Source organism: Plantibacter flavus, assembly GCF_900177615.1.
In the GTDB taxonomy this organism is placed as follows: Bacteria; Actinomycetota; Actinomycetes; order Actinomycetales; family Microbacteriaceae; genus Plantibacter; species Plantibacter flavus.
The window spans coordinates 1,125,192-1,139,588 of the sequence record NZ_FXAP01000001.1 but is presented as its reverse complement, the minus strand read 5'-3'; the positions used below and the strand labels follow the sequence as shown (position 1 = coordinate 1,139,588).

15 protein-coding genes are annotated in these 14,397 nt (G+C 69.4%); 1 reads left to right on the top strand and 14 read right to left on the bottom strand.

Features of this window, described 5'->3' with window-relative positions:
- Positions 1–42: 42 nt before the first annotated feature.
- The 14 genes from B9Y95_RS05375 to B9Y95_RS05310 form a co-directional block, all read right to left on the bottom strand.
- Positions 43–459, bottom strand: a complete 417-nt coding sequence (locus B9Y95_RS05375; protein ID WP_211341950.1) for a VOC family protein — start codon at positions 457–459, stop codon at positions 43–45.
- The gene (nusB, locus tag B9Y95_RS05370; protein WP_064293834.1) at positions 456–872 is read right to left on the bottom strand and encodes a transcription antitermination factor NusB; all 417 of its coding nucleotides are present in this window, start codon (positions 870–872) and stop codon (positions 456–458) included. Before nusB ends, B9Y95_RS05375 begins: the two co-directional genes overlap by 4 nt.
- Positions 869–1,432, bottom strand: a complete 564-nt coding sequence (gene efp, locus B9Y95_RS05365) for an elongation factor P (RefSeq protein WP_056005785.1) — start codon at positions 1,430–1,432, stop codon at positions 869–871. The genes nusB and efp overlap by 4 nt, the downstream gene beginning before the upstream one ends.
- Before the next feature lie 116 nt (positions 1,433–1,548).
- Positions 1,549–1,992: a type II 3-dehydroquinate dehydratase gene (locus tag B9Y95_RS05360; RefSeq protein ID WP_085510880.1), complete on the bottom strand. Its 444-nt coding sequence runs from the start codon at positions 1,990–1,992 to the stop codon at positions 1,549–1,551.
- A 52-nt stretch (positions 1,993–2,044) separates the two neighbouring features.
- Positions 2,045–3,142, bottom strand: coding sequence for a 3-dehydroquinate synthase (gene aroB, locus B9Y95_RS05355; protein WP_085510879.1), 1,098 nt, complete (start codon positions 3,140–3,142; stop codon positions 2,045–2,047).
- Complete coding sequence (locus tag B9Y95_RS05350) at positions 3,139–3,657, bottom strand: shikimate kinase (protein WP_085510878.1); 519 nt, start codon at positions 3,655–3,657, stop codon at positions 3,139–3,141. Before B9Y95_RS05350 ends, aroB begins: the two co-directional genes overlap by 4 nt.
- Entirely contained in the window at positions 3,650–4,864 is a 1,215-nt protein-coding gene (gene aroC, locus B9Y95_RS05345; protein WP_085510877.1) for a chorismate synthase, read from the bottom strand. The genes B9Y95_RS05350 and aroC overlap by 8 nt, the downstream gene beginning before the upstream one ends.
- Positions 4,865–4,958: 94 nt before the next feature.
- Complete coding sequence (locus B9Y95_RS05340) at positions 4,959–5,858, bottom strand: shikimate dehydrogenase (RefSeq protein WP_085510876.1); 900 nt, start codon at positions 5,856–5,858, stop codon at positions 4,959–4,961.
- Positions 5,859–5,874: 16 nt separating this feature from the next.
- Complete coding sequence (gene mltG / locus B9Y95_RS05335; RefSeq protein WP_234993969.1) at positions 5,875–7,446, bottom strand: endolytic transglycosylase MltG; 1,572 nt, start codon at positions 7,444–7,446, stop codon at positions 5,875–5,877.
- Positions 7,447–7,459: 13 nt separating this feature from the next.
- The gene (gene ruvX / locus B9Y95_RS05330) at positions 7,460–7,930 is read right to left on the bottom strand and encodes a Holliday junction resolvase RuvX (RefSeq protein WP_079705923.1); all 471 of its coding nucleotides are present in this window, start codon (positions 7,928–7,930) and stop codon (positions 7,460–7,462) included.
- 1 nt (position 7,931) lies between these two features.
- Complete coding sequence (gene alaS, locus B9Y95_RS05325) at positions 7,932–10,586, bottom strand: alanine--tRNA ligase (protein WP_085510875.1); 2,655 nt, start codon at positions 10,584–10,586, stop codon at positions 7,932–7,934.
- A 69-nt stretch (positions 10,587–10,655) separates the two neighbouring features.
- Complete coding sequence (locus B9Y95_RS05320) at positions 10,656–10,889, bottom strand: hypothetical protein (RefSeq protein WP_079002498.1); 234 nt, start codon at positions 10,887–10,889, stop codon at positions 10,656–10,658.
- 160 nt (positions 10,890–11,049) lie between these two features.
- Positions 11,050–11,679 (bottom strand): 30S ribosomal protein S4, encoded by a 630-nt coding sequence (gene rpsD, locus B9Y95_RS05315; protein WP_064293825.1) that lies wholly within the window; start codon positions 11,677–11,679, stop codon positions 11,050–11,052.
- Between the two features lie 222 nt (positions 11,680–11,901).
- Complete coding sequence (locus B9Y95_RS05310) at positions 11,902–13,347, bottom strand: replication-associated recombination protein A (RefSeq protein ID WP_085510874.1); 1,446 nt, start codon at positions 13,345–13,347, stop codon at positions 11,902–11,904.
- A gap of 184 nt (positions 13,348–13,531) precedes the next feature.
- Here B9Y95_RS05310 and B9Y95_RS05305 point away from each other — a divergent pair, with 184 nt between their 5' ends.
- On the top strand, positions 13,532–14,338 hold the full coding sequence (locus tag B9Y95_RS05305) for a peptidylprolyl isomerase (protein ID WP_085510873.1): 807 nt from the start codon (positions 13,532–13,534) through the stop codon (positions 14,336–14,338).
- The last annotated feature ends 59 nt before the right edge of the window (positions 14,339–14,397 follow it).

Genomic DNA, 14,397 nt, shown 5'->3' with positions numbered 1-14,397 from the left:
CTTAAAGGTTGTCTTGGTCAACACCCGAGCCTAGCAGTCGGATCAGGCCTCGTAGAGCTCCAACGGGAGGCCGTCGGGATCGAAGAAGAACAGCATCTTGCGCGAGGTGTGCGGGTCGATCCGGACGTCTTCGACGCGGACACCCAGCTGCACCAGACGGGCGTGGCCGGCGTCCACGTCGTCGACCGCGAAGGCGAGGTGCCGCAGTCCGAGCGCTTCGGGTCCGGATGCGCGTGCCGGCGGGTCCGGGAAGGAGAACAACTCGATGAGGTACTCACCGTTCAGGGCGAGGTCGCCCATCCAGGAGTCGCGCTCGGCCCGGTACACCTCGGTGATCAGCTCGCAACCGAGCACCGAGGTGTAGAAACGCTTGGAGGCCTCGTAGTCGCTGGCGATGATCGCGATGTGGTGGACGCGCTTCAACGGCAGGGCCGCACCGGCCTCGTCGCTCACCGTCACCGCGGGTTGATCTGCGAGATCTTGCCGAGCAGGCCGTTGATGAAGCCGGCCGAGTCGTCGGTCGACAGCGTCTTGGCCGCCTCGACCGCTTCGTCGATGGCGACGCCGTGCGGCACCTCGTCGTTGAACAGGATCTCCCAGATCGCGATGCGCAGGATGGCCCGGTCGACCGTGGGCATCCGCGCGAGCGTCCAGCCCTGCGCGTACGTCTCGATCTGTTCGTCGATCTCCTCGGCGTGGTCACCGACGCCATCGACGATCTCCCGCGCGTACAACCACGAGGCCTGGCGGTCGGGCTCGCTGACGGCGCGAGAGGCTTCCGCGGACAGGACTTCAGCGAGGGTCTGCTGACGGACGTCGGCCTGGTACAGCAGATCGAGGGCGCGCTTGCGCGCCTTGGTACGAGCGCTCACTCGTTGACGCGACCGAGGTAGTCACCCGTGCGGGTGTCGACCTTGACCTTGGTGCCGGTCTCGAGGAAGAGCGGGACCTGGATCTCGTAGCCGGTCTCGACGGTCGCCGGCTTCGTGCCACCGGTCGAGCGGTCGCCCTGGAGCCCGGGTTCCGTGTAGGTGACCTCGAGGATGACCGACGCGGGGAGCTCGACGTACAGCGGGTTGCCGTTGTTGAGCGCGACCGTGACGTCCTGGTTCTCGAGGAGGAAGTTCTTGGTGTCGCCGACGACGACGGCGGGGATGGTGATCTGGTCGTAGTCGCTCTTGTCCATGAAGACGAAGGAGTCGCCGTCCGCGTACAGGTAGGTGAAGTCGCGGCGGTCGACGTTCTCGACGTCGATCTTCGTGCCGGCGTTGTACGTCTTGTCGACGACCTTGCCGGTCATGATGTTCTTCATCTTGGTGCGGACGAACGCGCCACCCTTGCCCGGCTTGACGTGCTGGAACTCGATCACCGTCCAGAGCTGCCCGTCGATGTTCAGGACGATGCCGTTCTTGATGTCAGCGGTAGAAGCCATGCGCGAGAATGTCCGTTCGTGGAAAGTGTGCGGCCGGATACGACCCAACGAACGAGTGTAACCGCTGCGAGGACCCGTGACCAATGCGCCCGTGGTGGACCAGGGCGCCTCGCACGTCACTCGGTGCTGCGGCGGACCACGAGGTCGAGGGCGAGGCGGTACGAGTCGAAGCCGAAACCGGCGATCACGCCGGTCGCGACACCGGAGATCACGCTCGTGTGCCGGAACGCCTCTCGGGCGTGCGGATTCGAGAGGTGCACCTCGACGAGGAGGAGGCCCGCCTTCGTGACCATGGCCGCCGCGTCACGGAGCCCGTAGCTGTAATGGGTGAACGCCGCGGGGTTCAGGATCACGGACGTGCCGGAGTCGACGGCCTCGTGGAGCCAGCCGATCAGCTCGCCCTCGTCGTCCGTCTGACGCAGGTCGATCCGTGTCCCGTCGCCCGCATCGGCCTCGAGCACGGTTCGCAGCGCATCGAGGTCGGCCGAGCCGTAGACGTCGGGTTCACGGCTGCCGAGGCGTCCGAGGTTCGGTCCGTTGAGGACGAGCACGGTGGTCATGAGTCGAGGGTATCCGTTCGGGACGAGCGTTCGCGGAGCGCGCCGGCGTCGGTCAGGAGCCGATCTCCTGGTAGGCGGCGAAGAGCAGCGAGGTCTCGGGCCCCTGGAGGACGGTCGGCTTGGCGAGGTCGTCGAGCACGATGAACCGCAACATCGAACCGCGCGTCTTCTTGTCACGCTGCATCGTCGCGAGCAGGGTGTTCCAGCGGCCCACCGGATAGGCGATCGGCAGGCTGAGCAACTCCAGGACACGACGGTGGCGGTCGACGACCTCGTCCGACAGCCGGCCGGCGAGGCGGGACAGCTCGGCGACGTACATCATGCCGATCGCCACCGCGGCACCGTGTCGCCACTGGTACCGCTCGGCGTGCTCGATGGCGTGCCCCAGCGTGTGCCCGTAGTTGAGGATCTCGCGGAGCCCCTGCTCGGTGAAGTCCTCGCTGACGACATCGGCCTTCATCCGGATCGCGAGCTCGATGCAGCGGCGGAAGGCGGGTGTGTCGGGGTCGGTCGCGGCGTCGACGTCGGCCTCGATGAGGTCGAGGATCTCCGGGTAGCGGATGAATCCTGCCTTGGCCACCTCGGCGAACCCGGCGAGGATCTCGTTCTTCGGGAGGGTGTCGAGCGTGTCGAGATCGCAGACGACGGCGGCCGGGGCGTAGAAGGCGCCGACGAGGTTCTTGCCTTCCGCGGTGTTGATGCCCGTCTTGCCGCCCACGGCCGCGTCGACCATGCCGAGGACCGTCGTGGGGACCTGCACGAGCCGGACACCGCGCAGCCAGGTGGCGGCGACGAAGCCGGCGAGGTCGGTGACCGCGCCACCGCCGAACCCGATGACGGCGTCGGAGCGCGTGAAGTCGGCCTGCCCGAGGACTCCCCAGCAGAACGCGGCGACCTCGACCCGTTTCCCGGCCTCGGCGTCCGGCACCTCGGCGAGCAGCACCTGGTACCGGTCGCTCAAGGTCTCGCGCAGCTTGGCCGCCTTCTCGCCCAGCGTCGCCGGGTGGACGATGAGGACCCGCTGCACGCCGGTCCCGAGCGCGTCGACGAGTACATCCTCCAGCCCTCTCCCGATCGTGATGGGGTACGGGGAGGATCCCGTCACCTCGATGACGGTCCGCTCGGTCGGGTTGGTCGGTTCGGTGCTCATGCAGGCTCCTTCACCCAGGCGACGAGTTCGTCGACGATTCCTGAGATGGGTCGGTGCGAGGTGTCGAAGGTGACATCCGCGAGTCGTTCGTACACGGGACGCCGGGCGGCGGCGATGCGCGACCACGCGCCGGGGTCGTCGCGGAGGAGCGGACGCTTGTCGAGGTTGGCCCGGGCCAGCACTGCCTCCTCGGTGACCGTCAGCAGCACGACGCGTGCGTCGGCGAGTTCACGTTGTGTGTCCTCGTCGAGGACCGCTCCCCCGCCGAGCGACACGATCGCCGGCTGTTCGAGGGCAGCGGCGACCGCAGCCCGCTCCAGGGCGCGGAAGTGCGCCTCGCCGTGTCGCTCGAAGATGCGCGCGATCGCGCCGTGCTCGCCGGACACGACGTTGTCGGTGTCGACGAACGGCAGTCCCAGGCGCTTCGCCAGCTGTTTGCCGACCCGGCTCTTCCCCGACCCCATCGGTCCGATGAGGACGACGGGGAGTCGGAGATCGGCGGCCTGCTCAGGCATCGGCGCTGGAGGCGTGGTCGCCTCGCGTGCGCAGGTTCGACGGAATCGCTGCCAGGTATCCGTCGAGGTTGCGCTTCGTCTCGGGGACGGAGTCGCCACCGAACTTCTCGAGGACCGCTTCGGCGAGGACCAGGGCCACCATCGCCTCGGCCACGACACCGGAGGCCGGGACCGCGCAGACGTCCGAGCGCTGGTGGTGCGCGGTGGCGGCCTCGCTCGTCGCGACGTCGACCGTGCGGAGCGAGTGCGGGACGGTCGCGATCGGTTTCATGCCGGCGCGGACGCGGAGGACGGTACCGGTGGTCATTCCGCCCTCGGTGCCGCCGGCGCGGTCGCTCTGTCGGGCGATGCCGTCGCTCTCCTGGACGAGCTCGTCGTGGGCCGCGGAACCGCGACGCGTCGTCGTGAGGAAGCCGTCGCCGACCTCCACACCCTTGATGGCCTGGATGCCCATGAGCGCTGCTGCGAGCCGTGCGTCGAGTCGGCGGTCCCAGTGGACGTAGGAGCCGAGTCCCGGTGGGAGTCCGTAGGCCAGAACCTCGACGATGCCGCCGAGGGTGTCGCCGTCCTTCTTGGCCGCGTCGACCTCGGCGACCATGCGCTCCGAGGTCGCCGCGTCGAAGCAGCGCAGCGGATCGGCGTCGAGCGCGTCGACGTCGGCCGGGACCGGCAGTGGCCTGTCTTCGGGAACGCGCACGGGACCGATCGACAGCGTGTGGCTGACGAGGGTGATGCCCAGCTCGCCGAGGAATGAGCGCGCGACGGCGCCGAGGGCGACGCGCGCAGCGGTCTCGCGTGCGCTGGCGCGTTCGAGCACGGGACGCGCTTCGTCGAAGCCGTACTTCTGCATGCCCGTCAGGTCGGCGTGCCCGGGACGCGGACGGGTGAGCGCGGCGCTGCGGCCGCGCGACTTGTCGGAGATCTCGGTCGGCTCGGGGCTCATGACCTCGGCCCATTTCGGCCACTCGGTGTTGCCGATGCGGATCGCGATCGGGCTGCCCATGGAGAAGCCGTGGCGGACGCCGCCGGACAGGTTGAGCTCGTCCTCCTCGAACTTCATACGGGATCCTCGGCCGTAGCCGAGCTTCCGTCGGGCGAGGTCGGCGCGGATGCCGTCCATGGAGATGGGGACGCCGGACGGGAGTCCCTCGAGGACGGCGATGAGTTCCGGGCCGTGAGACTCTCCGGCAGTGAGCCAACGAAGCATGGTCCTATCCTTCCATAGAGCCGGGACGCGACCGTGCGCCTTCGGTCGACGGCCCGGCGGGTGTGCAGGTGGGCGACGGGTGCGTCTGGAGCGGTCAGCGCGAGGCGACCGGCGCCCCGGTGTGATCGAGGTCGACCGTGTCGAGCATCGCCCGCAGCACCGTCGTCTCGTCCTCGAGCGGCAGGAGCGGATCGCCGAGGACGAAGATCCGGACCTGGAGCAACGCCTGGTGCACGAGCATCGACAGCCCGCTGAGGACCGACCCGCCGGCCTGCGACCAGGCCTCCGCGAGCACACTCGGCCACGGGTCGTAGGCGACGTCGAGGAGGAGCGCGCCCGGAGCATGGGACAGGACCGGACCCGGTTCGGTGAGGGCACCGCCGGGAAGGGTGCTGATCACGAGTGGTGCGTCAGGCGTCTCACCGTCGAGCGGCCCTGAGGCGAACCGCAGCGCCAGCCGGCTGGCGAGGTCCTCGAGTGGTCGCGCCTGGGCCGGTCGTCGGAGCGCCACGTGGACGTGCTCGGCACCGAGGTCCGCCGCCGCCATGATCGCCGAGGAGGCCGTCGCTCCCCCGCCCAGGACGACCGCGGAAGTGATCGTGTCGACGCCGGCCGCCCCGATCGCGCGGACGATGCCGCCGACGTCGGTGTTGAAGCCCTCGATCCGACGGGATCCGTCCTCGGCTCGTCGGAGACGCAGCGTGTTGACCGCCCCGGTCTCGGTTGCGGCGCGGTCGGCCACGTCGGCCAGCTCGAGCGCGCGATGCTTCAGGGGCATGGTCAGTGAGAGCCCCCGCCAGTCCGAGCCGAGGTCGTCGAGGAAGGCCGAGAGGCCGGCCGCCTCGAGTTCGTGGCGACCGTAGTCCCAGTCGAGTCCCAGCACCCGGTAGGCGGCTTCGTGCAGTGCCGGCGACTTGGAGTGGGCGATGGGCGCGCCGAGCACGGCGAGCCGCGGCTGCCCGTCCTGGCCGTGACCCGGCCCTGTTCCACTCATGTGCGCCACGCTCCAGCTACTGGTACTCGGGGTGCTCGTCCATCCAGGACAGCCACTTGTCGACCGCGGCCTCGTGCTCCTCCTGGGTGGTGGAGAAGATCGTCTCGCCGGAGTCGAGGTTCCAGGTGACGAAGTAGAGCCAGGGCCCGTCGGCCGGGTGCAGCGCGGCGTCGATCGCGAGGTCGCCCGGGTTCGAGATCGGTCGCACGACCATGCCCGGGTGGACGTAGGTGTTGTACGGGTTCGAAGCGTCGGCGCGCTCGGCGTCCGTGGTCGACACCCGGTGGGTGTTGCCCGTCCCGTACGCGACCGTGGCGTCGGACTGCAGCAGACCGCTCTCCCACTGGGCCGGGTCCAGCCGGTTGAGGAAGACCCGCGACACCTTGTAGTAGTCGTCGCGGAGGCCGGCCTCCTTCTGGATGAGCGAGGCCAGGACGATGGTCTTCCAACGGTCCTCGGGCTTCACCCCGGCGTCGTCGAGCGCCTGGAACGACCGGTTCACGAGGGTCTGGAGGACCGCGTGCGCATCGCCGCCGTCGGGGAGGCTGTAGGTCGCCGGGAAGAGGAACCCCTCGAGCGAGGTCGCCTCGGCGGGGAGGCCGAAGGACGCGACGTCGGCGGCCGCCGCCTGGAGTTCCTCCAGCGGGATGCCGGTGCCCTCCGCGATCGACGGCAGGGCGTCCTGCTCAGCGGTGCCCTCGGGGATGACGAAGGTGTCCTCCATGCGGTTCGCCTCATCGGTCAGGGCCGCAAGGGCGGACTCGGCGCTCATCTTGAGCTTCAGTTTGTAGGCGCCCGGGAAGAACTCCGGCTGGGTGGGCTGTGCGAGGAGGAGGTCGTAGAAGGCGTCGAACGACTTCGTGACCCCCGCGTCGTGCAGGCTCGTCGCGATGTCCTCGCCGATGTCGCCCTCGTTGACCATGACGACGGCCTCGCCGCTGCCGGCGCCCTCGTAGTCGTTCGGTTCCTCCCAGCCGAGGACCTTGCGGATCTGCGGCTCGTAGCTCGTCCACACGACCGCGGCGCACGCGACGAGACCGCCGACGACGACGATCGACACGATGAGCGCGATGAGCCCGCGACGGCCACGTCGGCGCTTCGGCGGTTCCCCGCCGGCCAGCGCGCGACGGCGCCCCCGATGGATCGGCTGCGGCCCGCTGTCGTTCGCTATGTCGTCCTCAGCGAGTAGGTCCTCGAACGCGGGGATGGTCGTGGTCCTGGCCCGGGACGCCGAGGATTCGGTATCGCCCGACTCGGGTGCACGTGAGGTCCGCTCGCTCAGGGGTGTGTCGCTCCCGGCCGGCTCGCTGACGCCGGAGTCACCCGACGACACGGCGGTCGAGGGGGCGTCGACCGATGTGGCGTCGCCCGACGAGGCGTCGGTCTGGGCCGGTTCGGCCGTGTCGCTCGTGGCGTCTTCCTCGACGGGCGCGGACGGCGTCGAGGCGGCTTCCGTGGCCTCACGCCGCTGACGTGCCTCGCGTCGGGACAGTGGCACCGGCTGCTCCCCCGCGGCGTTCCGTTCGGACGTGAAGAGGTCGGCGAGCGGATCGTCTGCTGGGTTGTTCTGAGGTGTCAGATTCGACACAGGCACGTCCTGTTCACGGGTCGACGGGGCTTCCGGGGGGTCGCCCCGAACCGCGTTCGGCGTCGAGGGCGTACTGCAAGAGTATGACGGCCGCCACCTGATCGACAATCGAGCGGGTCTGCTTCTGGCGTTTCCCAGCGGAGCGTAAGGCGCTGTGGGCGGTCACCGTCGTCAGCCGCTCGTCGACGAGACGGGCCGGGACACCGGTGATCGACCTGAGCCGGGCCGCGAACTCCCGGGCGTCCTGCGTGGACGCCGTGTCCTTCCCCGACAGGGCGATCGGGAGACCGACGACGAGCTCCACCGCGCCGAGTTCTTCGGCGATGACCGCGATCGCCCGGATGTCGGCATCGCCCCCGAGGTCCCGTGGGACCGTCTCCACCGGCGTGGCCAACAGGCCGTCGGGATCGCTTCTCGCGACCCCGACCCTGGCCTTCCCCACGTCGATGCCGAGTCGGACTCCGCGGCGGAACTCGTCCGTCACGTCAGGCGATCTCGCGTGCGATCGCCGCGAGGGCGTCGCCGAGCGCGGTGGCGTCGACGCCGCCACCCTGTGCGAGGTCGTCCTTCCCGCCACCGTTGCCGCCGAGGACGCCGGCCGCGACCCGGACGAGGACGCCTGCCTTGAGTCCGGCGTCGCGGGCACCCTGGTTCGTCGCGACGACGATCGCGGGCTTGCCTCCGACGACCGCGCCCAGGGCGACGACCGCCGGGCTCGCGCCGAGCTGCTCGCGGAGCTGCGTGACGAGCGTCCTGACGTCGTTCGGTGACCCGAGCTCGCCCAGGTGCTCGGCGACGAGCGACACCGGGCCGACGCGGTGAGTGGTCTGGGCCAGTGCCGGGAGGCGTTCACTCAGCCCACGGGCTTCGAACGCCGCGATCTTCTTCTCCGCGGCCTTGAGGTTCGCGACGAGTTCGGCGATGCGGTCAGGCAGCTGCTCCTTCGGCGTCTTGAGGCTGCCGGAGAGCTGTGACACGAGCGCCCGTTCGGCGGCGAGGTCGCGGAAGGCCTCGAGTCCGACGAGCGACTCCACCCGACGGTTCGTCGAGCCGACGGACGACTCGCTGACGAGGTTGATCAACCCGATCTCGGCGCTGGAGGTGACGTGGGTGCCCGCACACAGCTCACGCGACCACGGCCCGCCGATGTCGACGACGCGGACGGTCTCGCCGTACTTCTCGCCGAACAGCGCCATGGCGCCGAGCGCCTTCGCGTCGTCGAGCGCCATCTCGCGGGTGCTCACCTGCAGGTTGTCGCGGATGGCGTTGTTGGAGATCTCCTCGATCTCCGACTTCGTCGCCGGTGACAGCGGCTGGTTCCAGGTGAAGTCGAGCCGGAGATAGCCGGCCTTGTTCGACGAACCGGACTGGTGGGCGCTGTCGCCCAACACCTGCCGGAGGGCGGCGTGGATGATGTGCGTACCGGAGTGCGCCTGCTGCGCGCCGCGGCGGTAGCTCGCGTCGACGATGGTCGTCGCCGGTGCGTCAACGCCGACCTCGCCCTGGCTCACCTGCACCTTGTGCGCGATGAGTCCCTTGACCGGCTTCTGGACGTCGAGCACCTCGAGCTCGTATCCGGGACCGACGATGACGCCCTGGTCGGCCTCCTGCCCACCGGACTCGGCGTACAGCGAAGTCTCCGCCAGGATCACCTCGGCGATGTCACCGGCGACCGCGCGCTGCACCGGGTGTCCGCCTACGATGATGCCGAGGATGCGGCTCTCGGTCTCGAGCTCGGTGTAGCCGGTGAACACGGTCTCGCCCTTGGCGCGGATGTCGCTGTAGACCGAGAGGTCGGCGAGGACGCTCTTCTTCGCCTTCGCGTCGGCCTTCGCCCGCTGGCGCTGCGCGGTCATGAGTGAATCGAACGCGTCACGGTCGACGGAGAGGCCGGCTTCCTCCGCGATCTCGAGGGTCAGGTCGATCGGGAACCCGTAGGTGTCGTGCAGGAGGAACGCGGAGTCGCCGGCGAGGGCCGTCCGGCCCGTGCCCTTGGTCTGCTCGAGCGCGAGGTCGAGGATGGTCGTGCCGCTGGCCAGCGTCCGGAGGAAGGTCTCCTCCTCGGCGTAGGCGCTCTGCGAGATCCGGCCGAAGTCGGTCTCGACCTCGGGGTAGGCGGCCTTCATGGCGTCGCGCGACGCGGAGAACAGCTCGGGGAACGTCGCGGTGTCGACGCCGAGGAGGCGCATCGCACGGACGGTCCGTCGCATGAGTCGGCGGAGGATGTACCCGCGTCCCTCGTTCGACGGGGTGATGCCGTCGCTCATGAGCATGAGCGACGAACGCACGTGGTCGGCGATGACGCGCATCCGGACGTCGTCGTCGTGGTCGGCGCCGTAGCGACGGCCGCTCAACTCGGCGGCGCGATCGAGGACCGGGCGCACCTGGTCGATCTCGTACATGTTCTCGACGCCCTGCTTGAGGAAGGCGACCCGCTCGAGCCCCATGCCGGTGTCGATGTTCTTCTTCGGGAGTTCGCCGACGATGTCGAAGTCGACCTTGCCGCGGACGTTCTCGATCAGGTACTGCATGAAGACGAGGTTCCAGATCTCGACGTACCGGTCGTCGTCGGTCGCCGGGCCGCCATCGGCTCCGTACGCGGGACCGCGGTCGAAGAAGATCTCCGAGCACGGGCCGGCCGGTCCGGGCTGACCCGTCGACCAGTAGTTCGTGTCCTTGTCGAGCCGCTGGATGCGGTGCTCGGGGAGCCCTGCGACGCGCTTCCAGAGGTCGATCGCCTCGTCGTCGTCCTTGTACACGGTGACCCAGAGGTCCTTCTCGTCGAAGGCGAGGCCGCCGCTCGACTCACTGCCGGTCAGGAGCTCCCACGCGTAGGTGATCGCCCCCTCCTTGAAGTAGTCGCCGAAGGAGAAGTTGCCGTTCATCTGGAAGAAGGTGCCGTGCCGGGGCGTCTTGCCCACCTCTTCGATGTCGTTGGTGCGGATGCACTTCTGGACGCTCGTGGCGCGGTCGAACGGCGCGGGGACGACGCCCGTGAGGTACGGCACGAACGGCACCATGCCGGCGACCGTGAAGAGGAGCGAGGGGTCGTCGCTGACGAGGGAGGCGGAGGGGACGACGGTGTGCCCCCGATCGCCGAAGAAGGTGAGCCAGCGGGAGCGGATGTCAGCGGTGTCCATGGTGTCCGTACGTCAGGGGTGTGCGTGTCGATGTTCGTGCGCTGCGGCGATGCCCGTCCGGGCGTGCCGCTACGGCTTGGTGAGGTCTTCTGCGGCGTCCTCGACGCGCGCGACGACGGACTCCGCCGTGTCGCGCAGCTGCGCCTCGCGCTCCTTGTAGGCGTCGCCGACGGTGTCGGTGAACTCCCTGACGCGTGAGTCCAGCTCGGAGAAGAACCGCTTGCCGGACTGTGTCTTGTTGATCTCGTGGGCGACGACGAAGCCGGCGCCGATGCCGACGATCAGCCAGAACACGTTCTTCATGGGGAACTCCTCATCTGCGGTGCGACCACCCGGGCGTCGCCGGGCGTACCAAGCATCCATCGTAGTCGAGCGCGGTGGACCGATGGCGTCGTCCAACGACGAAGAGGCACCGGCCGGAGCCGATGCCTCTTCGTGTGGTGCCCGGAGCCGGGCCGCAGCTCTAGCGGGCTGCGTAGTACTCGACGACGAGCTGCACTTCACAGGTCACGGGGACCTCGGCGCGCTTCGGGCGACGCTCGAGACGTGCCTGGAGCTTGTCGAGCTCGACCGAGAGGTACGCGGGCACCTTCGGCAGGACGTCGACGTGACCGCCGGCAGCGGCGACCTGGAAGGGCTCGGTGCCCTCGGAGCGCGGCTTGACGTGGATGAGCTGACCCGGCTTCACGCGGAAGGACGGGCGGTCGACGAGCTGGCCGTCGACCATGATGTGGCGGTGCACGACCATCTGGCGGGCCTGAGCCGTGGTGCGGGCGAAGCCGGCACGGAGGACGAGCGCGTCGAGACGGGTCTCGAGGATCTCGACGAGGTTCTCACCCGTCAGGCCCTGGGTGCGACGTGCCTCCTGGAAGGCGATCTTGAGCTGAGCCTCGCGGATGCCGTACTGGGCGCGCAGACGCTGCTTCTCGCGCAGACGGACGGCGTAGTCGCTGTCGGCCTTGCGCTTGGTGCGGCCGTGCTCACCGGGAGCGTAGGGACGCTTCTCGAGGTACTTGGCAGCCTTCGGGGTGAGGGCGATGCCGAGTGCCCGCGAGAGACGGGTCTTGCTGCGGGTACGTGACTTGGTAGACACGGTTTCCTTTCGATGAAGTCTCAAACGATGAATGACCGGCGCGAAGACGCGTCGGTGATCCGGAATCACACCGGACAAAGTCAGAGGGGTCCGCCGGGGCTGTTCGGCTACAGAACACGCCCGTCGAACACGGTGATCGAGCAGCCGCGCAGTCACACCGGTTCTAGGCGGATCAATACTAGCACGACGTGCCCCGGTCGCCGGGCCGCGGCGACCCGAGGATCACTCGCCCCGGACGATCTTCCGGAGTTTGTCCAACCGTGCCGAGATGTCGCGTTCGTGGCCGTGGTCGGTGGGCTGGTAGTACCTGACGTCGCGGAGCTCGTCGGGGAGGTACTGCTGGGCGACGACGCCGATCGGGTGGTCGTGCGGGTAGCGGTAGCCCTTCCCGTGTCCGAGGCGCTTGGCGCCCGCGTAGTGGGCGTCGCGCATCGGCTTCGGTACACGTCCGAAGGCTCCGGCCCTGACGTCGGCGATGGCCTGGTCGATGGCGACGTAGGCCGCGTTCGACTTGGCGGCGGTGGCCAGGTACACCACGGCCTCGGCCAGCGGGATGCGACCCTCGGGCATGCCGATGAACTGGACGGCGTCGGCGGCCGCCACGGCGATGGGCAGCGCCTGCGGGTCGGCGATGCCGATGTCCTCGGCCGCGGAGATGATGATGCGGCGGGCGATGAAGCGCGGGTCCTCCCCCGCCTCGATCATCCGAGCGAGGTAGTGCAGCGCGGCGTCGACGTCCGATCCGCGGATGCTCTTGATGAACGCGCTGATGACGTCGTAGTGCTCGTCGCCGTTGCGGTCGTACCGGAGCAGGGCGCGGTCGACCGCCTGCGAGACGAGCTCATCGGTGATGACGGGACCGCGGGGCGCCCGCGTCGCGGTGGCGGCGTCCACCCCGTCCTCGTCGTCTTCGTCGTCCTCATCGCCGACGTCGAGGAGGCCCGCGTCGTCGAGATCGAGCTCGTCGGGGTCGACCGGAGCGCCGAGATCGGAGTCGGCGGCGATCGCGGCCGCCTCCAGTGCCGTCAGGGCTCGTCGGGCATCGCCGGAGGACAACTGGATGATCGCTGCGCGGGCCTCCGGCGTCACGGTGAAGCGACCGGCCAGGCCGCGCGGGTCGGTCACGGCGCGGTCGATGAGGATGCCGAGGTCGTCGTCGCTCAGCTGTTCGAGCGTGAGGAGCAGCGAACGCGACAGCAGCGGGGAGATGACGGAGAACGACGGGTTCTCGGTCGTCGCGGCGACCAGGATGACCCAGCCGTTCTCCACGCCGGGGAGCAGGGCGTCCTGCTGGGCCTTCGTGAACCGGTGGATCTCGTCGAGGAAGAGGACGGTCGAGCTGCCGTAGAGGTCGCGGCTCGACATCGCCTCCTCCATGACCTGCCGGACGTCCTTGACGCCCGCCGTCACGGCCGAGAGCTCCACGAACCGGCGGCCGGAGCTGTGCGCGATGGCTTGCGCCAGCGTCGTCTTCCCGGTGCCCGGTGGGCCCCAGAGGATGACGGACACGGCCGCCTGCGTCCCCTCGTTGTCGCTCGCCAGGCGGACGAGCGGCGAGCCGGGACGGAGCAGGTGCTGCTGGCCGGCGACCTCCTCGAGGCTGCGGGGCCGCATGCGCACGGCGAGCGGTACCGGTGCGCCGGCGATGCCGGGTCCTCGACTGAACATTCCACCAGGCTAGCCGCAGCCTGCGACACGCGGACCCGCTGCAGAACGGGGTCGCCGCCGTCGTGCACCGTTTGGTCCGCGTGGAGCGCTCCCCGTAAGGTTCTCCTGGGCAGTCCGCCGCGGGCGTGGTGCCAGATGACAGCGCGATGCCGCCGCTCGGCCGACGGCACCTGGAGGGAACGACGTGGCAACGAGCAAGGGTCCGGACAAAGAGGCACGCGCAGCACGCGCACGACTGCGCGCCTACAACGCCCGGCGCACCGTGCACGAGCACCGCTCGAAGCGCCGCGTCCGCGACAACGTGATCGCCGCAGCGGCGCTCGTCGTCATCCTGGCCGGTGCCACGGCTGCGCAGGTGTTCTTCTTCGCCGGCGGTCCGGGCACCCCGGTCGCGACGCCCACCGCCTCCGCCGAGGCCGGGGCCTGCGGTGTCACCGGGGCCACGGACGGCGCGAACACCGGCGAAGTCCCCGCGAGCACGATCGCCGAGGACCGCGACTGGAGTGGTGAGATGACGATCAACGACGTCGTCATGAACCTCACCCTCGACGGCGCCTGCGCACCGCAGGGTGTCTCCTCTTTCATCTCCCTCGCCCAGTCCGGCTTCTACGACGGCGTCACCTGCCACCGCCTCACGACGAGCGGCATCTACGTCCTGCAGTGCGGCGACCCCGACGGTACCGGCACCGGTGGCCCCGGCTACAGCTACGGCCCGGTCGAGAATGCACCGACGGACGACGTCTACCCGGCCGGCACCATCGCCATGGCACGCCAGGGAGGGAACGGCTACAGCAACGGTTCGCAGTTCTTCCTCGTGTACCAGGACTCGACCATCCCGTCCGACGCCGCCGGCGGCTACACCGTGCTCGGTCGGATCACGAGCGGTCTCGACCAGCTCGTCTCGGGCGTCGTGTCCGGCGGTGTCGCGGACGGCAGCGGTGACGGTGCTCCGGCGGTCCCGGCCACCATCACCTCGGTGACGGTCCAGTAGCGCGTGCAGTAACCTGCACCAGACGGAACCGACCGGCGCAAGCGGTCGCCCCGAGCAGG

Bases quoted from the DNA above. Each gene is read 5' to 3' on its own strand.
- B9Y95_RS05340 (WP_085510876.1), bottom strand. From the start codon at position 5,858: ATGAGTGGAACAGGGCCGGGTCACGGCCAGGACGGGCAGCCGCGGCTC.
- alaS (WP_085510875.1), bottom strand. From the start codon at position 10,586: ATGGACACCGCTGACATCCGCTCCCGCTGGCTCACCTTCTTCGGCGAT.
- aroB (WP_085510879.1), bottom strand. From the start codon at position 3,142: ATGAGCACCGAACCGACCAACCCGACCGAGCGGACCGTCATCGAGGTG.
- B9Y95_RS05320 (WP_079002498.1), bottom strand. From the start codon at position 10,889: ATGAAGAACGTGTTCTGGCTGATCGTCGGCATCGGCGCCGGCTTCGTC.
- B9Y95_RS05360 (WP_085510880.1), bottom strand. From the start codon at position 1,992: ATGACCACCGTGCTCGTCCTCAACGGACCGAACCTCGGACGCCTCGGC.
- B9Y95_RS05350 (WP_085510878.1), bottom strand. From the start codon at position 3,657: ATGCCTGAGCAGGCCGCCGATCTCCGACTCCCCGTCGTCCTCATCGGA.
- B9Y95_RS05310 (WP_085510874.1), bottom strand. From the start codon at position 13,347: ATGTTCAGTCGAGGACCCGGCATCGCCGGCGCACCGGTACCGCTCGCC.
- efp (WP_056005785.1), bottom strand. From the start codon at position 1,432: ATGGCTTCTACCGCTGACATCAAGAACGGCATCGTCCTGAACATCGAC.
- aroC (WP_085510877.1), bottom strand. From the start codon at position 4,864: ATGCTTCGTTGGCTCACTGCCGGAGAGTCTCACGGCCCGGAACTCATC.